Annotated in this window: 11 protein-coding genes; 5 read left to right on the forward strand and 6 right to left on the reverse strand. The window is 67.1% G+C overall.

Features of this window, described 5'->3' with window-relative positions; all coding sequences use genetic code 11:
- Positions 1-42: 42 nt before the first annotated feature.
- Both QE389_RS02320 and QE389_RS02325 read left to right on the forward strand, forming a co-directional pair.
- Positions 43-1,557: a tryptophan halogenase family protein gene (locus tag QE389_RS02320; protein WP_307364277.1), complete on the forward strand. Its 1,515-nt coding sequence runs from the start codon at positions 43-45 to the stop codon at positions 1,555-1,557.
- 233 nt (positions 1,558-1,790) lie between these two features.
- Entirely contained in the window at positions 1,791-4,892 is a 3,102-nt protein-coding gene (locus QE389_RS02325) for a TonB-dependent receptor (RefSeq protein WP_307364280.1), read from the forward strand.
- Positions 4,893-4,956: 64 nt separating this feature from the next.
- Here the strand turns inward: QE389_RS02325 and QE389_RS02330 are convergent, their stop codons facing one another.
- Together QE389_RS02330 and QE389_RS02335 are read right to left on the reverse strand one after the other, a co-directional pair.
- Positions 4,957-6,363: a tryptophan 7-halogenase gene (locus QE389_RS02330; RefSeq protein WP_307364282.1), complete on the reverse strand. Its 1,407-nt coding sequence runs from the start codon at positions 6,361-6,363 to the stop codon at positions 4,957-4,959.
- Entirely contained in the window at positions 6,360-7,895 is a 1,536-nt protein-coding gene (locus QE389_RS02335; protein WP_307364283.1) for a tryptophan halogenase family protein, read from the reverse strand. The genes QE389_RS02330 and QE389_RS02335 overlap by 4 nt, the downstream gene beginning before the upstream one ends.
- A gap of 143 nt (positions 7,896-8,038) precedes the next feature.
- Here QE389_RS02335 and QE389_RS02340 point away from each other — a divergent pair, with 143 nt between their 5' ends.
- The 3 genes from QE389_RS02340 (at position 8,039) to QE389_RS02350 (ending at position 13,155) form a co-directional block, all read left to right on the forward strand.
- Entirely contained in the window at positions 8,039-9,109 is a 1,071-nt protein-coding gene (locus tag QE389_RS02340) for a LacI family DNA-binding transcriptional regulator (RefSeq protein ID WP_307364286.1), read from the forward strand.
- Positions 9,110-9,212: 103 nt separating this feature from the next.
- The gene (locus tag QE389_RS02345) at positions 9,213-11,741 is read left to right on the forward strand and encodes an exo 1,3/1,4-beta-D-glucan glucohydrolase (protein WP_307364289.1); all 2,529 of its coding nucleotides are present in this window, start codon (positions 9,213-9,215) and stop codon (positions 11,739-11,741) included.
- Positions 11,742-11,769: 28 nt separating this feature from the next.
- On the forward strand, positions 11,770-13,155 hold the full coding sequence (locus tag QE389_RS02350; protein WP_373458284.1) for a cation:proton antiporter: 1,386 nt from the start codon (positions 11,770-11,772) through the stop codon (positions 13,153-13,155).
- Positions 13,156-13,210: 55 nt separating this feature from the next.
- Here the strand turns inward: QE389_RS02350 and QE389_RS02355 are convergent, their stop codons facing one another.
- From QE389_RS02355 to QE389_RS02370, 4 genes are all read right to left on the reverse strand, one after another.
- Positions 13,211-15,070, reverse strand: coding sequence for a glycoside hydrolase family 9 protein (locus QE389_RS02355; RefSeq protein WP_307364291.1), 1,860 nt, complete (start codon positions 15,068-15,070; stop codon positions 13,211-13,213).
- 141 nt (positions 15,071-15,211) lie between these two features.
- Positions 15,212-16,900: an alkaline phosphatase gene (locus QE389_RS02360; protein WP_307364293.1), complete on the reverse strand. Its 1,689-nt coding sequence runs from the start codon at positions 16,898-16,900 to the stop codon at positions 15,212-15,214.
- A 10-nt stretch (positions 16,901-16,910) separates the two neighbouring features.
- Complete coding sequence (locus tag QE389_RS02365) at positions 16,911-19,430, reverse strand: TonB-dependent receptor (RefSeq protein WP_307364297.1); 2,520 nt, start codon at positions 19,428-19,430, stop codon at positions 16,911-16,913.
- A 133-nt stretch (positions 19,431-19,563) separates the two neighbouring features.
- Positions 19,564-20,856, reverse strand: a complete 1,293-nt coding sequence (locus QE389_RS02370; RefSeq protein ID WP_307364299.1) for a serine/threonine protein phosphatase — start codon at positions 20,854-20,856, stop codon at positions 19,564-19,566.
- Positions 20,857-20,883 lie beyond the last annotated feature (27 nt).

Raw genomic sequence — 20,883 nt, forward strand, 5'->3', positions numbered from 1 at the left:
GACTGTGCTGTTCGGCGGTCCGCTGGATTGGAGATCGCCGCCGTGGACGCCCCCTCGAAGCCTATAGACCGCATCGTCATCGTCGGTGGCGGAACGGCCGGCTGGATGGCTGCGGCCGCCCTGGCCCACACCTTCAACGGCTCGGGCAAGACCGTCACCCTGGTGGAATCGGCAGTCATCGGCATCATCGGGGTGGGCGAGGCGACGATTCCGGAAATCCTGAAGTTCAACGCCCGCCTCGGCATCGACGAGGCCGATTTTCTCCGTGAGACCAAGGCCACCTTCAAACTAGGCATCGAGTTCGACGGTTGGCGGCGCGAGGGGGAGCGGTACTTCCACCCCTTCGGCGCCTTCGGCCTGGACATGGAGGGCATCGCCTTCCACCACTTCTGGCTCAAGGCTCGCGCCGAGGGTGGCGACGAGCCTCTGGAGACCTATTCCATGGCCTGGCAAGCGGCGCGCCGGGGCCGGTTCGCCCATCCGCAGGGCGGGCCGCAGTCGCCCCTGTCCAGCCTGGGCTACGCCTATCATTTCGATGCGGGTCTTTACGCCGCTTTCCTGCGCCGCTTCGCCGAAGGGCAGGGCGTCGTTCGCCACGAGGGCAAGGTGGTCGAGGTCCGGCGCGGCGAGGACGGCGATCTGTCCGGCCTGACTCTGGACGACGGACGAACGATCGAGGGCGACTTCTTCATCGACTGCACCGGCTTCATCGGCCTGTTGATCGAACGGACGCTGGAGGCCGGCTATGAGGACTGGTCTCGTTGGCTCCCTTGCGACAGCGCTGTCGCCGTGCCGTGCGAACGGGCCGGGCCGCTGTCGCCCTATACGCGCGCGACCGCGCGAGAGGCCGGCTGGCAATGGCGCATTCCGCTGCAGCACCGGGTCGGCAACGGCTATGTCTATGCGTCGGATCACATTTCCCACGATGCGGCCGAGGCGGCGCTGATGGCGCGACTGGAAGGGCCGGCCCTGGCGGAACCGCGGCGGCTACGGTTCAAGACCGGACGTCGGCGCGAATGCTGGAAGCGGAACTGCGTCGCCGTGGGCCTGTCCAGCGGCTTTCTTGAACCGCTGGAATCGACCAGCATCCACCTGATCCAGAGCGCCATCACCAAGCTGATCAACCTGTTCCCGGCCAAGCGCGACGACGATGGCCTGAGGGCGACATTCAACGCCCTGATGGAAGAGGAATTCACAACGGTGCGAGACTTCCTGATCCTGCACTACAAGGTGACGGAGCGGGCGGGCACGACCTTCTGGGATGAGGTCAGAACCATGACCGTGCCGGATCGTCTGGTCGAGAAGATCGCCCTGTTCCAGGCGACGGGGCGAATCGTCCGGCGCGATCACGACATCTTCGCCGAGAGCAGTTGGCTGGCGGTCGCCGTGGGGCAGGGGGTGAAGCCCACGGGTCGTCACCCCGTGTCGGATGTTCTGGGGCGGGACGAGAACAGGGGGCGGCTGGCGGCCATTCGCGACAGCATCTGGCGCACAGCCGATGCGTTGCCCTCTCATGAAGAAGCCCTGACGGCCGCCATGGGCGTCCGCAGGGGTTAGGTCCGCCCGTATGGCGGGACCGGCTGAAGCCCGATGTGGTCGTTTGTGCCCGTCCCAGGCGAACCTGCGGTGGACGGAACCCAGACAGCTGCACTCGGTCCCCGATCGAAATATGGATTGACATCGCTGTCAATCGGTTGTCCATACGCTGACACGGACAGTCGACAAGACTGCCGATAACATTGCGACGGCCCGCACCGTCGTCCTCGGGGGGACCTAAAGTGAAGTCAGAGATGTTCCATACCGTGCATGCGCCCGTGATGGGTCGTGGCCTGCGCCGTTCCGTTTCCGCCCTGGCCTTGACGGTCGCCGTGGCGGGGGCGGGGGCCGCCCACGCCCAAACCACCGCCGCGCCCCAGACGCCAGCGCCCCAGACGGCCGAGCCCGCCGCCGACGGCGCGACCCAGGTGGACGACATCGTCGTCACCGGCATCCGCGCCCGGATCGCCTCGTCCCAGAACATCAAGCGCAACGCGGACACATTCGTGGACGCCGTCACGGCCGACGACATCGGCGCCCTGCCGGACAAGTCGGTCAACGAGGTGCTTCAACGCATCCCCGGCGTGAACATCAACCGCTTCCAGGGCCCGACGGACCCCGACCACTTCTCGGTCGAAGGCTCCAACGTCATCATCCGCGGCCTGAGCTACGTCCGCTCGGAGTTCAACGGCCGCGACGCCTTCAGCGTGAACACCGGCCGCGCCCTGGGTTTCAACGACGTGTCGCCCGAGCTGCTGTCCAGCGTCCAGGTGTTCAAGAATGCGACCGCCGACCGGATCGAAGGCGGCATCGCCGGCGTGGTCGATCTGCGCACGCGCAAGCCCTTCGACAGCCGCAAGTTCGTCTTCGGCGCGACGGCGGAAGGGTCCTATGGCGACCTGCGCGAAAAGGCGGGTCTGGGCTATTCGGCCCTGGTCAGCAACGTCTGGGACACCCAGTACGGTTCGTTCGGCGCCCTGCTGAGCTATGGCGAATCCGACCTTTATTCCGAGGCTTACGGCACTCACCTGACGGACTTCACCTATCGGTCCGACCTGTCGAACGGCAATGATCGCCGCTACGTCCCGCGCGGCGGCGCGGTGCGGACCCAGCAGTTCGACCGTTCGCGCTCGACCCTGGACGGTTCGCTGCAGTGGGAATCGACCGACGGTCGCGCCAAGCTGACGGGCGAATACATCCGCGCCGACTCGACCTCGGCCTGGGGCGAACGGGTGGTCGAAGTGGACCTGGGCAGCGGCGGCAATCCGACGCCCTTGCCGGGCCAGTCGTTCACCTATGATTCCAACGGCGTCTTCACCAGCGGCCTCTTGGTCAACAATGCGCCGAACCTGCAGGTCCTGCCCAAGCGTCAGCGCGATCTGCAGACCCTGACCGAAGACTTCTCCCTGGCCGCCGAATTCCATCCGACCGATCGCCTGTCGATCTGGCTGGATGCGCAATACAGCAAGGCCACCGCCGACGATCTGGACATGAGCGTCTATGGCGCCATCACGCCGCTCTACACCCTGATCGGCGAAGGCCGCCACGGCGTGCCGGACATCCAGTTCGTCGATTCCTCGGGCCAGCCCTCAGCGCGCACGAACGATCCGGCGAACTTCTATTACCGCGCCGCGATGGATCACATCGAACAGTCCGACGGCGACCAGAAGGCGTTTAAGGCCGACGTCAAATACGACTTCGACAACTCGCCGCTGCGCGCCATCCGCATGGGCGCCCGCTATTCGGACCGCGAGCAGACGCGCCGCTACACGACCTACAACTGGGGCGCCATTTCGGAAAGCTGGGCCGGCGGCGTGACGCCGTTCCAGACCAGCGGACCCCTGGCCGTGGAAGCCTACGACTTCCCGAACTTCCAGCGTGGTCACAACCCGGCCCCGATGAACGCCTATTATCCGACGATCGACCTGATCTCGGCCTACCGCGACGGTACGCTTCAGGCCGCGCTGGCGGCGGCCAGCAGCTCGGGCGCCACCTGGCGGCCGCTGGATCAGCGTCCAGACGCCATCGCCGGCACGCCCTTCCTGCCGGGCGACATCAACAACTCGGCGGAACAGACGACCTCGGCCTATGTCCGGTTCGACTTCGGCTGGGACGATATCTTCGGCCCCGACACCGCAATTACCGGCAATCTGGGCGTTCGCTACGCCAAGACCGACTTCCAGACGCGCGGCTTCGTTTCAAGCCCTAACGTCGCCCAGAACTTCGGCGACGCGAACGGCAACGATCCGCGTTTCCCGGGACAGAACATTCCGGTTACGCAGGCGAATGCAGCGGATGTCGCACGCTACCGTTGCTCCACGATCCAGCCAGGCCAGTCCGCGCCCAGCTACTGCCTGCTCTCCAACGACCGTTTGAATCAGCTGGTCGCCTTCAGCGACGGAAGCTTCCAAGAGGTCGAGCGCAGCAACAGCTATGACGACTGGCTGCCCAGCCTGAACGTCAATCTGAAATACAAAGAATGGGTGATCCGTGGGGCCGTGTCGCGCGCCATGACCCGTCCGGACTTTGGCGTGACAGCCTTCGCCGCCACCCTGTTCTATACGGACATGAACCAAGTCCGGGACAACGGCGGCGACGTCAACACCGCTCCGCTGCTGACTACCTGGACCGGGGGTTCGCAACTGACGGGCGTCCGCGCCTGGAACTACGATCTGGGCGTGGAATGGTACTTCAAGCCCGGCAGCTCCGTGACCTTCAACGCCTTCTACAAGGACCTGTCGGACATCCTGGCCAGTGGCTCGACCGTCCAGCAGTTCAGCAACGCCCAGGGCGCATCCGCCGACGTTCAGGTCAATCAGCAGGTCAACATCGGCACGGGCTGGATCAAGGGCTTCGAGATCGGCTACCAGCAGACCTACAGCTTCCTGCCGGGTCTTTGGAGCGGCCTCGGTGTCGAGGCCAACTATACCTTCGTCGAGCCCTCGACCTTCCCCAATGCCGTGACCGAGCCGCGCTATATGGGTCTGGAATTGCCGCTGCAACAGCTGTCGCGCCACACCTACAATTTCTCGGTCTTCTACGAGAAGGATCGTCTGTCGGCGCGTCTGGCCTACAACTGGCGCAACGGCTTCCTGCTGACGCCGCGCGACGACGTGAATCCGTATTCGCCGATCTTCAACGACTCGACGGGTCAGCTTGACGGTTCGATCTTCTACACTCTGAACGACCACTGGAAGATCGGTCTGTACGGCGCGAACCTGCTGGACGAGGTCACGGTGACGCAGCAGCAGACGTCCTACAACGTCAACGGCGTGAACCAGACGGGCCCGCTGGCGCCGCGGTCCTACTTCCGCAGCGACCGTCGCGTGACGTTCAGCCTGCGCTACACCTTCTAAGACTTCTTTTCTGAGCGAAGACCTGGGGCGTCGATCCGATCGACGCCCCTTTTTTCGTTCCGGATCAGCCGCCTGCGCGCAGCCGTTCGACGACCTGGGAGTGTAAGGGCAGGGCGGCCAAGGTCTGGTCGAAGGCCATGACCATTCGCCCCAGCGAAGCCGTGGCGGACTTGATGTCCAAGCGGTCGGCCTGGATGTCGTGACGGCGCGGCGTCAGGCCCAGGCCGGCCATCAGCAGCGTCCAATGCTGGGCGTCGTAGGGATCGCCGTCCAAGGCGACGCCGCCGTTGCGAGACGTGAACTGGGCGATGCGACGCGCCAAGTTCTCGCCGGCCGGAGCCGATCGCTGGCCTTGGGGCCCGTACAACAGGGTCAGATGGAGCCGGTCCGCGCGGTGGGTCACGTCGCGAACCACGGCCTGGTTATAGGTCTCGGCGCAGGCCGGAATCTGCTCAGGGCTATCCGGCAACGATGCGATCAGCTGTGTCAGTTGTCGCTCCAGCGCGTCGCTGTCCAGGCCCAAGGCGTCGCCAAACCGCACCGCTGCCGGACCGAAGGCGAGACGCCGGCCGATCCAGGGGTGCGTATCCAGACCGGGGGCCAAGGCGATGTCCGATACGGCGACGATGTCGACGTCTCCCAACCAGACCGTCAGCGCTTCCTTCGCCTTTTCAGCGGTGGTGCGATCCGCCGCATAGGCCAGGCTGGCGAAGCCGCCGCCGGGCAGGGGGCTGCGGGTGGCCAGCCCTTCCTTCAGCTCAGTCATATCCAGGCGCGGCGCATGATCGCCGCCGGCGTAGCGCACGCTCAGGCAGCGGTCGTAGCCAAGGCGCGCGGTCCAGTCGCCGTCGCCGCTGAAGACGCCTGTCGCTCGCGTGTCCACGGTCATGAAGGGCTCGGCCTCACGGGCGTCGCCTGACCCTTCCCGCACGCCGGCGCGCAGGGCGATCTCTCGCAATCTCGTCGTCAGGACACGCGCGTCGAGCATCAGTCGGGGACGAAGAAGGGAGCGGGGCGACTGCCGGTCCGGGCTGGGATGGGCGTAACGACCGGCCGCCATCACGCGCGCCTGGAACTGCAACGGCGCCAGAAGCGCGGCGTAGTCGGGGGCGACGGGCGACTGGCGCGCGGCGCGCAGCACGACGTCCGCCAGCGCGACCCCATCGATTCCGGGCAGAGGCTCCTGCTCCACGACCGCGATGTCTTGCCCCGCGCGCCAGTTTCGCAGCAGCGAGCCGAGGAAGAAGCCGCCGTGCCCCTGCGCCAACAGGTCTGCGCCGTCCGACAACTGAACCAGCACGCCGTCGGGATCGGCGATCGCGACCTCCGGCTCTTCGCCAAGCGCCGGCGGGGTTGCGTCTTCGACCCGCACCGAATGGCCCGATGGCAGGTTGCGGGCCAGCAGGGCGGCGGCCGCCCAGGCCGCCAGGCCGCCGCCTCGGATGATCCAGGCATTTGCGGTCTCGCTCATCGGACAGTCTCCGCCTGCTGCGCCGCGTCTCGGATGAAGCTCATATGATCGGGCGTGCGATCGACGGTCGCGCGGACCTCGTCGCGCAGGCGTGCAAGCCTGGCGGACAGGGTTTGCGGGTCCAGCCGATCGACACGCGGATCCCATCCGTGCGGGACGATGTTCTGCCCGACCAGCACGGCGAGCCAGCTAGGCGGCAGGAAGACGCCGATGTCGTAGTCCGGCAGCAGGCCGCGCGACATGAAGGCCTCGACCTTGGCCGACAGGCTTTCGGGCCAGGCCATGGTCCGCATCGCCCGCCAGAACGGCTCGTCACGCTGGTTGGCGACATAGTGCAGGACCAGGAAGTCGCGGATCCGGTCGAACTCCAGGGCCATGATCCGATTGTATTCTTCCGCGTCCGCCGCCATCCCGACCTTGTCCGGAAACAGGTCCAGCAGGGTCGTGATCCCCAACTGGATCAGATAGATGCTGGTCGATTCCAGCGGCTCCAGGAAGCCGCCGGACAGGCCGATCGCGACGACGTTCCGGCTCCAAAGCCTTTGGCGTCGCCCGGTCTTGAAACCCAGCCGGCGCGGCTCGGCCAGGGCCGGACCTTCCAGGTTGGACATCAGCGTCGTCAGGGCGTCCTCGTCCGAGATGTGGGCGGAGGAGAAGACGTGGCCGTTGCCGGTGCGGTGCTGCAACGGGATGCGCCATTGCCAGCCGGCGGTGCGGGCGGTCGCACGGGTATAGGGTCCGACGGGCGCGATGGTTTGACACGGCACGGCGAAGGCGCTGTCGCAGGGCAGCCAATGGCTCCAGTCCTCGAACTTCGTCTCCAGCGCCTGGGTGATCAGCCGTCCGCGAAAACCCGAGCAGTCGATGAACAGATCGCCCTCGATCCGGCGTCCGTCGGCCAGGACGATGGCGTCGACATCGCCGGTCTGGCCGTTCAGGACGTGATCGACCACCTTGCCCTCGGTGCGGACCACGCCGCGCCCGCACGATACCTGGCGCAGGAAGGCGGCGTAGAGGCTGGCGTCGAACTGGAAGGCGTAGCTGAAGGTGGACAGCATCGAGCCGGGGGCGGCGACCGGCCGCTGGAAGCGGTTCGCCTCGGCCGCCCTGACCGGATAGCTGTAGTCGCTGATGTCGGCGGCGTCGCCCATCGCGCGGCGGGCGGCCCAGACGTGATGGAAGTCGATCCCTTCGATCGGCTCGCCATAGGCGCCGAACGGATGGATGTAGCTGTCGCCGGGCCGCCCCCAGTCCACGAACTGGATGCCCAGCTTGAAGGTCGCCTGTGTCTGGTCGGTCAGCGTCTGTTCGTCGATGCCCATGGCCGTATTGAAGGCGCGGATGTGGGGCAGGGTGGCCTCGCCCACGCCGACGATGCCGATCTCGTCGGACTCGACCAACTCCACGTTGATCTGGCTTCCGGCCACGCGGTGGCCCAGACGATAGGACAGGGCGGCGGCGGTCATCCAGCCTGCGGTCCCGCCGCCGAGGATGACGACCCGTCTGATCGGGCCTTGATCGATGCTGGTCATCATGCCGCCTGTCTAGCAGACGGCTTTTCGGCATGACAGCGATAGACAAGCCTGACTCTATGATGCGGTCGCCGCATCGCCTTTTCGACCGGGGATGCTAGAAGTGTGTCGAGCAACGTTCAGGGGAGATGGATTTGGCGACGGTGACGATCTATGACGTGGCCGCGAAAGCGGGCGTGTCCATCAAGTCCGTGTCGCGCGTCCTGAACAACGAGCCGAACGTCAGCCCCGCGCTGCGCGCCAAGGTCGAGGCGGCCGCGTCCGACCTGGGCTATCGCCGCAGCCTGTCGGCCCGCAGCCTCGCCGGCGCCTCTTCGTCCCTGATCGCGGTGCTGGTGGACGCCGACCTGACCATCGAACACTGGAAGAGCGGACGGGGCAGCGACTATCTAGGTCGGCTGGAGTTCGGCGCCCTGATGGAGGCGCGCCAGGCCGACTATCATCTGATGGTCGAACTGGTGGACCACAATTCGCCCGTGCTGGAGCGGGACCTGATGGCCCTGCTGAACTCCATCCGCCCGGAAGGGGTGATCCTGACGCCGCCCAACTCCGACAACGGCAAGGTGATGGACGTGCTGGAGGCCGCCAATACGCCCTATGCCCGGATCGGCCCGGAGGCGGCCTTCGAACGCGGTTTCTGCATCGAAATGGACGAGCGGCGGGCCTCGGCCGAGATGACCGAGCATCTGATCGCCCTGGGCCACCGCCGTATCGCCTTCGTCACCGGCCCCATCGCTTACGGCGCCAGTCGGCGTCGTCTGGCCGGCTATCATGACGCCATGTCGGCGGCGGGGTTGCCGGTGCAGGGCGGCTGGATTGTGCAGGGCGACTTCACCTTCGGGTCCGGCGCTGCGGCGGCCAACCGACTGCTGGACGACAGCCCGGAGATCACCGCCGTCTTCGCTAGCAACGACGACACGGCCCTGGGGGTTATGCAGGCGGCGACCCGGCGGGGCGTGGCCATCCCCGACGAGCTGTCCATCGCCGGCTTCGACGATTCGCCGGGCGCAGGGTTCAGCACGCCCGACCTGACCACCATCCGCCAGCCCGTGGCGGAAATGGCGGCCGCCGCGTCCCAGCGCCTGATCCCGCCCTTGCGCCGTCTGTTGGGCGAGGCGGCCTCGGATCGTGTGATCGTAGCGCACGACCTGATCGCGCGTCATTCCACCGCGCGCCCGCGTCTTGACAACGCTGTCATGATCCGATCAATCTGACCGTGTTCCGGCCCCGTGTCGGAGCATCAGTTTCGGCCTGAATGCGCGCCTCTGGGGATGGCTCTTGGCCGGCGCGACGGCCTCAAGTGATCGGGCCTCGACCATGCGTTACGCCGCCTCCGTAATGGTGCTTACCCTGTTTGCGACCGGCGCCTGCGCCGCGACAGCGGGCGGCGTCGCCCCACCGGTTCAGGCCGTGACGCCTCAGGCCTCCATCGTCACCGACGCCGCGCGCGCCCATCCGTCCCTGTGGCCCCAGGCCGCCTCGCCGGCGGCTATGACCGATGCGGCGACAGAGTCCTTCGTCACTCAACTGATGGGCCGTATGACCCTGGAAGAGAAGGTCGGCCAGACGATCCAGGCCGACATCGGCTCCATCAAGCCCGAAGACCTGCTGACCTATCCGCTAGGCTCCATCCTGGCGGGCGGCAACTCCTCGCCCGGCGGGGACGAGCGCGCGACGGCCGACAAGTGGGTGGAACTGGCCCGCGCCTTCCGCCGAGCCGCCGCCGAACGGCCTGGCGCCAGGATCCCGCTGATCTACGGCATCGACGCCGTGCATGGTCACAACAACATCGTCGGCGCCACCATCTTCCCGCACAACATCGGCCTGGGCGCCGCGCGCGATCCGGACCTGATCCGACGCATCGGTCAGGCCACGGCCATGGAGGTGGCTGTGACCGGCGCCGATTGGACCTTCGGCCCCACCCTGGCCGTGCCGCGTGACGACCGCTGGGGCCGGACCTACGAAGGCTATGCCGAGGACCCCGAGGTGGCCCAGAGCTACGCCGCCCCGATGACCCTGGGCCTTCAGGGGACGCTGTCGGCCAACCATGCCTTGACGCCCGGCCATATCGCGGGCTCGGCCAAACACTTCCTGGCCGACGGCGGCACCACGGGCGGCAAAGACCAGGGCGACTTCGCTGGAACCGAGCAGGCGCTGATCCAGACCCACCTGTCTGGATATCCTCAGGCGATCGACGCGGGCGTCCTGTCGATCATGGCCAGCTTCTCCAGCTGGAACGGGGTCAAGCATTCGGGCAACGAGACCATCCTGACCGACGTGCTGCGCGGGCCGCTGGGCTTTAAGGGTTTCGTGGTGTCTGACTGGAACGCCCACGGTCAACTGCCGGGCTGTTCGAACGAAAGCTGCGCCCTGGCCTTCAACGCCGGAATCGACATGTTCATGGCCCCCGACAGCTGGAAGCCGCTTTATGAAAGCACTCTGGCCCAGGTGAAGTCGGGCGAGATCCCGATGGCGCGTCTGGACGAGGCCGTGCGCCGCATCCTGCGGGTCAAGGTCAAGACCGGCCTGTTCAACGACAGTCGCCCGGTCGAGGGGCGTCTGAGCGAGCTGGGCTCGCCCGCCCATCGCGCCCTGGCGCGCGAGGCGGTTCGCAAGTCGCTGGTCCTGTTGAAGAACGAGGGATCGGTCCTGCCGATCCGCGCCGGCGCGCGGGTGCTGGTCGCCGGCCACGCCGACGACATCGGCCAGGCCTCGGGCGGCTGGACCCTGACATGGCAGGGTACGGGCAACACCAACGCCGACTTCCCCAATGGCCAATCGATCTGGGGCGGCATCCAAGAGGCGGTGGCGGCTGGCGGCGGCCAGGCGACGCTCAGCGCCGATGGTTCCTTCACCCAGAAGCCGGACGTCGCCATCGTCGTCTTCGGCGAAACGCCCTATGCCGAGTTCCAGGGCGATGTGGACACGCTGGATTTCCTGCCGACCGAACCGCTTGAGACGCTGAAGCGGTTGAAGGCGGCGGGCGTTCCGACCGTTTCGGTCTTCCTGTCGGGCCGCCCGATGTGGACCAACCCCGAGATCAACGCCTCGGACGCCTTCGTCGCCGCCTGGCTTCCGGGCACCGAGGGCGGGGGCGTGGCCGACGTCCTGATCGGCGATGCCGCCGGCAAGCCGCGCAACGACTTTAGCGGAACCCTGTCCTTCAGCTGGCCCAAGACCGCGAAGGGTGAGCCGCTGAACGTTGGCCAACCGGGCTATGATCCGCAGTTCGCCTATGGCTATGGCCTGACCTATGCGCGCGGGGGCCGTGTCGGCCTTCTATCCGAGGACAGCGGCGTCGAAAGCGCGGGGGCCAGTCTGGATCGCTATTTCGTCGACGGTCGTTTCATTGCGCCCTGGTCGCTGATGCTGCGCGATGCGGGTGGCGATACGCGCCTTGGCGCCGAGGTGACGGGCGCCAGCCCCCGCGGCGGCGTGTCGGTGCGCTCCACCGACGGCGCCGGTCAGGAATCGGCCCGTGCCCTGACCTTTGCTCCGACCGGCGGCGAGGCGCTGATCATGGCCCAGCCCGTCAATCTGACCCGCCAGGCCAACGGCGAAATGGCCATCGCCTTCCGCTATCGCATTGACGTCCGGCCCGCCGGTCGTGTGGACCTGACCCTTGGTGGTGGTCATGTGAACCTGACCTCCTTGTTCAGCGCGGCGCCTCGGGGCGAGTGGCGCACAATCAAGGTGCGGCTGTCGTGCCTGCGCGACGCCGGGGCCGATATGTCCGGGGTCGAACAGCCTTGGGGCCTGAAGTCCGACAAGGCTTTCGGCGTCACGGTGGAGAACATCCGCCTGGCCGCCAACGAAGGCGACGCCGTCTGTCCCACCGGACAATGACAGGGCTGAAATTCGGGGGAGAGGAACCGTGAACGCCGCCGAACTGAGCGTGACCTTCTTTCTACAAATGGCGGTCATCATCGCCGCCTGCCGCATCGTGGGCTGGGTCGCCAACCGCTACCTGGGCCAGCCCCAGGTGGTGGGCGAGATGATCGCCGGGGTCATCCTGGGACCGTCGCTGTTCGGCCTGTTGGCGCCAGGTCTTCAGTCCACTCTGTTTCCCGCTGAATCGAAAAGCATTCTGTTCGTCGGCGCCCAGTTGGGCGTGGGCCTGTACATGTTCCTGGTCGGGCTGGGGTTCCGCCGCGATCACTTCCGCGCCAACGCCCCGAGCGCGGCGTCGGTCTCCATCGCCGGCATGGCCGCCCCCTTTCTGGCGGCTGTGGTCATCGCGCCCTGGTTGGTGTCGCAGGGCTTGTTCGGACAGGGGGTGCAGACATGGCAGGCCATCCTGTTCACGGGCGCGGCCATTGCCATCACCGCCTTTCCCATGTTGGCCCGGATCATCCATGAGCGCGGGCTGAGCGGAACCAAGCTGGGGTCCCTGTCGCTCGCGGCCGGGGCCATCGACGACGCCGGCGCCTGGTGCGTGCTGGCCATTGTCCTGGCCAGTTTCGGGGACGGGCCGGCCGTGGCTGTTCGGGCCATCGTCGGCGGCGGGGCCTTCGCCGTTCTGATGCTGACGGTCGGCCCGAGGCTCCTGGCGCCCCTGGGGCGCATCGCCGAGCGGGAAGGGCGGCTGTCGCCCGGCCTGCTGGGCGTCGTGTTGGTCCTGTTCATGCTCAGCGCCTGGGCCATGGATGTGGTCGGCATCCACGCCGTGTTCGGCGGCTTCATCCTGGGCGTCGCCATGCCGCGGGGCCTTCTTGGTCGCGAGTTGAAACGTCAGTTGGAGCCGTTCGCCGTTCTGGTGCTGCTGCCGATGTTTTTCACCTTCTCGGGGCTGCATACCCAGCTGAGCATGGTCAACAACCTGGGCCTTGTGGCCGTCGCCCTGGTCATTCTGGCGGCGTCGGTCATCGCCAAGGGCGGGGCCTGCTGGGCGGCCGCGCGCCTGACGGGGCAGGACAACGCCACGGCCCTGGGCATCGGCGCCCTGATGAACGCGCGGGGTCTGATGGAACTGATCATCATCAATATCGGCCTGCAGCGCGGGGTGATCGGCCCGGCGCTGTTCTCCATCCTGGTGCTGATGGCCATCGTCACCACCCTGATGGCTTCGCCCCTGTTCGAAGGGGTCTATGGCAAGAAGGCCCGGGCGCGGGGCGAATTGCAGGGGCGTGACGACGACGATGCGGACGGCCCGTCGCTGCGTTCCCACCCCGGGTCGGTCGGCGTCGGCGTCTCTGCTCCCGCTCGGCGGCTCTTGCGCCTTGATCGCCGTCGCCCCTTCAGGCGTCCCGGCCGCGCCTGACATCCCTTAAGTCAGGCAGAAGGCCCGCCGTCGCTGGGCGGCGGGCCTTGGCGTGTCAGCGGTCGTCGATGAAGGCGGCGACCCAGACCAGCGGCGCATTCCAGTTGATCGCCACCTCGTTCAACGCATAGGCGTTGATGTCGTCGGCCCAGCAGGTCTGAGGCGCGCAACGGCCCGACAGGTTCTTGGCGACGTCGTCCGACATGGCGCGATTGTTCGGCCCGCCCGACAGGGCGCCGGCCGGCGCCAGGGGATAGGCCGGATCGGCCTGATGCGCCCAGAAGCGATGGTGCGGGTTCAAGACCGGCCGGTCGCCGTAGCCGGTGACATAGGACCGATCCAGCGGGTTGCGCCCCAGCAGATAGTCCAAGACCCAGATCACCGCGTTCCGATAATTCCAGTCGCCCGTATAGTCGAAGGCGCTGGCCAGGATCACCGCGCGGTTCATCAGGGCGCCGTTGGAGCCCCAGTCATAATCGGTCCCGGCGAAAGGCAGGCCGTAGCCCTGACCATAGCCTTCCTGCACATAGGAGCGGGCGGCCGCGACGATATTGGCCCGAACCGTGACGAGGTCTCCCGGCGACAGGGCGCCCGGCACGGTCGCCAGTGTCAGCGATCCCAGGGCCGCCGTGCGCGCCCAGGCAGGATCGCCCGTCGCGCTCTTTCCGGACAGCGGCCCCCCCAGAAAATAGGGCGAGGTTTTCAGCGCCGTCAGATAGGCCGGGTTGCCGGTCGTGGCCAGAAGTTCGGCCGTCGCCCAATAGAACTCGTCGGAGAAGTCCTGATCGCCATAGGCGCCGCCGCCGGCGAAATGCTCGCCCGCGCGGACATCGCGGTTGCGCAGGGCGGCGCGGAAGGCGCGCTGCGATGCGGTCAGACACTGGCGGGCGAAGGCGGGATCGATCTCGCGCCATATGCGGGCGCACTGGGCGCCGACCGCCGCCAGGTTCAGGGTCGCGGCGGTGCTGGGCGGATACAGAAGCCGGGGCTGCGGATCGTCGGCGGGGGCCATAGGTATCGCGGTCCACTGGGCGTCGTGCACCTTGTGGTGGACCATGCCGCCGGCGTCGACCTCGACCAGGTTCAGCGGCTGACCCGGCGTCTGCGTCCCGACAGGAAGCGTCAGCTTCACCCCGTCCGGGACCTGCATCTTCAGCAGGAATTCGATCTCGTATCGGGCCTCGTCCAGCAGGTCGTTCACGCCGTTGCCGGCCTCGGGGATGTTGACCTTGCCGTCGGCGAAGGCGGCTGCGCCGGGGCTCTTCAAGGCCGCCGCCCGCTCATAGGCGTTCAGCAGCATCCAGACCGAGACGCCGCCGTTCACCACATATTTTCCGTGGTCGCCCGCATCGTACCAGCCACCCGTGACGTCCAGCGTGTAGTCGCAGCCCGGCCAGATCACGCCGGCCGTATCGGCGCCCGAGAAACAGGCCGCGACCTCGTGCGGGTGGCCCGCGGCGCGCGTCAGATCCGGGCGCGAGACATGGGATGCCAGGATCGGCACGCCGGCCCGGTTCTGATAGAAATAGGCCAAGGCGTCGTACTTCAGCGCGGCGTGCGGCCGCTGAAGGATCGAGAACGGCCGGCTCTCATGATTCCCGACCGTCAGCCGATAGTTCTGGCCGTCGGTCTGGAGCGACTGGAAGTCGACGATGTGGACGCTGTGACCCGAGGCGGCGTCGGGGCCGAAGACTTTCGACTGTCCCTGAGCCACCACCTTTCCGGCCGTGTCCGTGATGCGCCAGGGCAGGGGACGGGGGGAGGTGTCGGGCACGGTGGCCGTCTTCGGGCCCTGGGTTTCGAATCCGACCTGGCTCATCTGCACGGGGCTGACCGCCGGGTCCGCCTGCGCCCCGCCGCCCGCAGCCCCTAGAAGGGCCAGAAACGCCGCGCCTGCCGTCCAACTCTTCTTCACCCCAACCTCCCATGTGTTCCGATGACATCGCGCAGCAGCCGCCGGTCTTCAGCCGGACGTGTACGCCGTGCGCGGCTCAAAACTAGCATATGACAGCGTTGTCACAAGGCCGGTCGGGGCTTGCGGTGGGTCAGGCGGATGTCAGGAGAGCTGGAGAGGTCCCAACCCGGTCGGCTGACGGTCGACCACGACCTGGGCCACGTTGCGCACGTCGAACGGCTTGGCCTGAATGGTCGACATCGCCACCAATTCCGCCTTTGCGGTCCTGGGCGTCAGGGTCAGGCGGATGAAGCCTTTGGCCGTCTGGTCGCAGAAGCGCACCTCTCCGGCGTTGGCGGCCGTCAGAGCCAGGCCCAGCGGCAAGCCGCCGATCATGTCGCCCGGCGACGGGCTGGAGATGGCCGATACGCCCAGTTCGACGGCGCGGCGTTGTCCGGCGGCGTCATGCAGTTCGTTGATCCAGAAAGCGTGGCTGTCGCCTGACAGAACGATGGGCTCAACCCCCGCCTCGCGGAAGGTGGCGTACAGTCGTTCGCGCGCGGCGGGATAGCCGTCCCAACTGTCCAGGCTGAACGGCAGGCCCAGTTTGAACAACTGAATGGAGGCCCTCACCTGGGCGCGGACGTCTTCGGGCAAACCCGCCAGAAGGCTCTCCACCTGATCGGCCGGCATCATCTGGTCGATGTTCGGTCCGCGCACCCGGGCGGTGATCACCTGGTTGCCCAGCACCTGCCAGGGGCGGCCCGCCGCCTTTGACGCCGCCAGCTCGCGCCTCAGCCATTGCCTTTGCTCGTCGCCCAGCATCTCGCGCGAAGGGTCGTTCAGCCGTGCCTGGAAGGCGGCGATGTCCGGCCGTCCGTCCGCCGTCATCGGCATTTCGCCATAGGTCAGCTGCTTGCTGCGGGCCAGAAGCCGGGTCTCGACCATGATCAGGGAAACCAGGTCGCCGAAGTGGAAGGCGCGGTTGCCCGCCTCCTTCAGCCCGCCGACTTTTGGCTCGCGGATCGGCATCCATTCGTAATAGGCGCGCAGGGCCGCCGCCTTGCGGACGGCGAAGTCGCCTTCGGTCGCCGGCTGATGGTTCTCGGCTCCGCCGCGCCAGGTGTCGTTGGCCACCTCGTGATCGTCCCAGACGCAGATGAAGGGGGCGCGGGCGTGGGCGGCCTGCAGGTCGGGGTCGGTCTTGTACTGGGCGTGGCGCGTCCGATAGTCGGCCAGGCTGACGATCTCGTGCGGTGGATCGGGCAGGCGGTTCAGTCGCACCCCCGTCGCCATCCCGTAGGCGTCGGGCTCGGCTCCGTATTCGTAGATGTAGTCGCCCAGGTGGATCACGGCGTCCAGCCGCTCCGACCGCGCCATGGCTTCGTAGGCGTTGAACAGGCCGCCCGGATACAACTGGCACGAGGCGACGGCCAAAACCACATCGGCGGTCGGCCCGTCGGGCAGGGTTCGGGTCCGACCAACCGGCGAGGTCACGCCCTGAGACACGAAGCGGTAGAAATATTCGCGCCCCGGCTCCAGTCCGCGCTCGCCCAGGTCGTGTTTGACGGTGAAATCCCGGTCGGCGCGCGCGGCAAGGCCCGCCACCCGGCGCACCATCCTCCGAAAGTCGGCGTCGTGGGCGACCTCCAGCGTTACGGGAATGTCCCCCGGCGCGGCGTCCAGCGGCGTCACGCGCGTCCAGAAGACCACGGACGTCCGATCCGGATCGCCGCTGGCGACGCCGTGGCGAAAGGTGACGGCGCGCGGGCCGGCCGCGGGAACGGTGGCGCAGGCGCTGGTCGCGCCCACGCCCAGCAGGCCCAGAAGCCCGCGACGATCCAAGTTCATGGCCGTATCCTCAGTAGCGCAGGGAGAAGCCGACGCCGTAGGTGGCGGGTCGGCCGGCGATGAAGGTCGGCATGCCCAGGGCGTCGCCGGTGTTGCCGGCGTCCTTGATGTACTTCTTGTCCAGGATGTTCTCGCCGAAGGCTTCGATGCCCCAGTTTCCGGCTTGCGGCGCGTAGCGGACGCGCAGGTTCAGCAGGCCATAGGCGTCCTGATACTCGTCCTGAATCAGGTCCGCGACGAAGTTCCGGGTTTGTAGGGCCGGGATGTCGTTGTCATCGTCGAAGAACACCTTCGATTGCCAGGTGTAGGTCGGCTGGACCTCGATCTCCCCGCCCGTGGTCGGCAGGCGCCAGGTGGCGCCGACCGAGACGGCGTGGTCGGGCGACAGGCGGAAATGATTGCCGTCGTAGAGGCCGTTCTCGAAGCGCGAGTGGTTGTAGGCATAGGTGGCGAACAGATCGAGTGTGGAGGCCACGGCGAAGTTCGCCTGACCCTCGAAGCCATAGGACTTGGCCTCGCCAGCGTTCGTCGTGATGAACTGCGTGCCTTGCTGGATCGTCGTCTGGAAGTTTTCGTAGTTGTACAGGAAGATCGCGCCGTCGATGCGCAGACGGCCGTGGAGCAAGGCCGACTTGGCGCCGACCTCGTAGCTGTCCACGGTTTCGGCGGCGACAGGGCTGAAGCGCGGCGCGCCGCCGGGGGCGGACGGACCCGAGGCGCTGACGACTTCCGGGCGACGGCCACGGGCGTAGTTGGCGTACACATTGGCGGCGTCGGTCAGTTCGTAGCGGGCCGTGACGCGCCAGGTCACGCCGTCGTCTTGCGAGTCGAATGAAGAGGAGTCGCCGTTGTTGGCCGTCGGTTGCGCCGTCAGGCCGAACAACGGGAACAGGTTGGCGGGCAAGACGGCGAAGTTCGGATTGGCCAGGGCCGCAAGGAAGCTCGGAACCTGGGCGGCGGGAACCGCGCCGGTCTGGACGCCCAGAAGCGCGCCCAAGGCCGAACGGCGCTCCACCGAGCTGGCGTAGCCGGTGGTCTTGTCGTCGCGGGTGTAGCGCAGGCCCGCCGACATCTCGAACCGATCGGTGAAGGCGTAGGTGACGTCGCCGAAGACGTCATAGGAGGTCAGTTCCGACCGATTGGTCGAGGTCTCGATATGGGCCGGGTCCAGATTGGCGGCGATCGACGTGGCCAAGGCGCCGGCGCCCAGCGGCGTCAACAAGGCGGCCATGGCGCCTCTCGCCACGGTCGGATAGGCGGCAAGGGGCAGGGTGTGGTCGCCCGTCGTCGTCGGCGAACCGTCCAGAAGGCCGGCCAGTTGGGCCAGAACCAGGCGTTCGTCGAACTGGGCAGGGGTGCGCTGATAGCCGTCCTCGTGGAACCAGCCGGCGCCGACGAAGCCGGTCAGGCGGCCGCCGTTGTCGAAGCCCAGGCGCAGGTCCTGGCTCCATTGTTCGCCGTGGGTCTGTTCCGCCGCCGTAAGGATCGGCAGTGAGACGCCGTCGGCGTCGAAGGTTTCATAGTTGTCGAACTGCCGATAGGCGGTGGTCGAGTTCAGGGCCCAAGCGGGGTTCAGGTCGATCCGGGCCAGACCCGTCACGCCCCAGACTTCGCGATTCAGGCCCAGGTCCTTGCCCCCGTCGAAAGCGCCGCCGCGCGTCAGGGCCGCGCCCTTCCAGGGCGCCTTGCCGCCCAGGACGGCGCCTGTGTCCGGGTCGGCCGGCGCATAGGCGATCGACTTGAACGACGTGCCCGAGGCGTGGTCGTTCTGATAGTTGGCGATCACATCGAAACGCAGGGCGTCCGACGGAGCCCAGGCGCCTGACAGACGCACGGCCTTGGTCTCGATGGCGTTGAAGTCGTCGCCGCCGCGCAGGTTCTCGACCGAACCGCCGCGGGTTTTCAGTCGGGTCGCCAGACGCAGGCCGGCCGTGTCGCCGACCGGCAGATTCAGTGCGCCTTCGACCATGCGGTAGTCTTCACTGCCCGTCTCGATATTGGCGTAGGCTTCCGTCTCGCCGGGATTGGCGCGGTTCTGGACCAGATTGACCGCGCCGATCAGGGCGCCGCGGCCATACAGGGTCGATTGCGGCCCCTTGGCGACTTCGACGCGCGCCAAGTCGAACAATTCGACATAGGAGCCGCGCGACTTGGAGATCGACACCCCGTCCTGGAACACCGAGACGCGGGGTTCGGCGGTTGCGGCGCCCGAATCGGAGGTGATGCCGCGCATCACGAAGCCCGGATTGTTCGGCGACTGGTTCTGCACCAGGAAGCCGGGCACGAAGGCCGACAGCTGGTCGAACTCTTGAACGCCCAGATCTTTCAGGAACTGGCCCGAATAGGCGGTCAGGGCGAAGGGAACCTCGATGACCTTCTGCTCGCGCAACTGGGCGGTGACGACGATCTCGTCCACATCCGTGACGGGGGCGGTCTGCTGCGCCTGCGCCGTCGGGGCCTGGGCTGTCGTAACCAGAGCCAGCGTCGCGCCGGCGACGCTGGCCAGAAGTTTCAGTCGGTCTTGGGCCATGATCGTATCCCCCGTCAGGCGTTGTGAAACAGAACTTAGGGGGCGGGCGCGACGCGACGACGACGCCCGGGCTTAAGTATGACAACGGGTCGGCGGCGATTTGGTGACAAGCTTGTCCGTTGACGGATGACCCTCAGCGCGGCATCGACCCCACGCCGAACCGGCTCCGGAAATCCTCCAACCGGATGGTGAACTCGTCCCGCGCCAGGAAGTCGGCGTCGCTTAGCTGGGGCTGTTCGTTGGGCTTGTACCAGTCGGCATAGTGCGGCGTGTCCGAGGCGTATCGGCGATAGTGGGTCGAATAGGTACGCACGCGCACCGTCGGCGTCTCGCCGTCCATGTCGAAGGTCATCAGCCTCAGCCAGCCGTCGCCCAGGGCCTGGGCCTTGTCCGGAGCCATGCCGGCATCCAGGGCGACCTGTTTGCGGTCCTGGAAATCGGACAGGATCTGATAGACGGCGTCGCCGCGACGGTTGCGATCCATGCGGAACGACTGGCCGTTGTGATGCCCGCTCAGCACCATGAAGATCTGTGGATTGCGCGCGATCAGCTTGTCCCAGACGCCCTGGGCGTCGTTGTCGAACGGATCCAGGGCATGGATGTCCACCACGGGGTGGGCGCGACGTTCCCCGGTCTTGTCCAGAAAGTCGTGGGTAGTGATCAGGGTCGGCAGGCCCGGATGGGCGTGGATCACGGCTTCGGCCCATTTCAGACTGGCGTCCGAGGGGGCGAACTGCAATCCGATGTGCAGGAACCGATAGCCGACGGCCTCGAACATCTGGGCGCTGTCGGCGCCGCCGTCATGAGAGGCGACATACCAGGCTCGGCCCCTGAAGAACGGGGACTGGTCGCCGAACGCTCGCGACCATTCCGTCAGGCCGCCGACATGGATCATGCCCAGGCGGCGCAGATCGCCTTGGGGGGCGGTCGGGTCGCCGGGCCAGGACGCCTCCCACCACTGGGCGTCATAGTCGTGATTGCCCGCAACGACCGAGAAGGGTAGGGCGCCGTCGATCTGTCGGAAGGCGTCAAGGGCGGCCGGAACCTCCACCGTCCGCACGCCCTCGGCCCAGCGTTCCGGCCCGGGGGCGCCCGGCTGGCTGCGGGGGCGGAAACCGCGCGCCGCGTGGTCCGGGTCGATGGCGATGGTCGGATGCTGCCAGATGTCGCCCACGGCGGTGGCGAAAACGATATCTCCGCCGCGCGACGCGGAGTGATCGGCGACGAAGCGGAACTGCTGGGTCATCAGATCGCGCGCGTCGAAGGGGAAGCCGGCGGCGCGCTGGTGCGTATAGTCGACGTAGTTCTGGGTGTCGGGAATGACCGCCACGGTGAACTGACGCCCGGCCGGTTGGGCGGCGGCGGCCGAGGCGGCCAGCAGCAGGCCGGCGACCAGGCCGCTGGCTTTGACGAGGGTGCGGATCATCGTTGGGTTATCCGGTCTTGAAAACAG

It is taken from the genome of Brevundimonas sp. SORGH_AS_0993, from assembly GCF_030818545.1.
GTDB lineage: Bacteria > Pseudomonadota > Alphaproteobacteria > Caulobacterales > Caulobacteraceae > Brevundimonas.

What these genes read in the sequence shown, in the direction of transcription:
- QE389_RS02365 (WP_307364297.1), bottom strand. Translation starts at nt 19,430, where the DNA reads ATGGCCCAAGACCGACTGAAACTTCTGGCCAGCGTCGCCGGCGCGACG.
- QE389_RS02370 (WP_307364299.1), bottom strand. Translation starts at nt 20,856, where the DNA reads ATGATCCGCACCCTCGTCAAAGCCAGCGGCCTGGTCGCCGGCCTGCTG.
- QE389_RS02345 (WP_307364289.1), top strand. Translation starts at nt 9,213, where the DNA reads ATGCGTTACGCCGCCTCCGTAATGGTGCTTACCCTGTTTGCGACCGGC.
- QE389_RS02360 (WP_307364293.1), bottom strand. Translation starts at nt 16,900, where the DNA reads ATGAACTTGGATCGTCGCGGGCTTCTGGGCCTGCTGGGCGTGGGCGCG.
- QE389_RS02330 (WP_307364282.1), bottom strand. Translation starts at nt 6,363, where the DNA reads ATGAGCGAGACCGCAAATGCCTGGATCATCCGAGGCGGCGGCCTGGCG.
- QE389_RS02335 (WP_307364283.1), bottom strand. Translation starts at nt 7,895, where the DNA reads ATGACCAGCATCGATCAAGGCCCGATCAGACGGGTCGTCATCCTCGGC.
- QE389_RS02325 (WP_307364280.1), top strand. Translation starts at nt 1,791, where the DNA reads ATGTTCCATACCGTGCATGCGCCCGTGATGGGTCGTGGCCTGCGCCGT.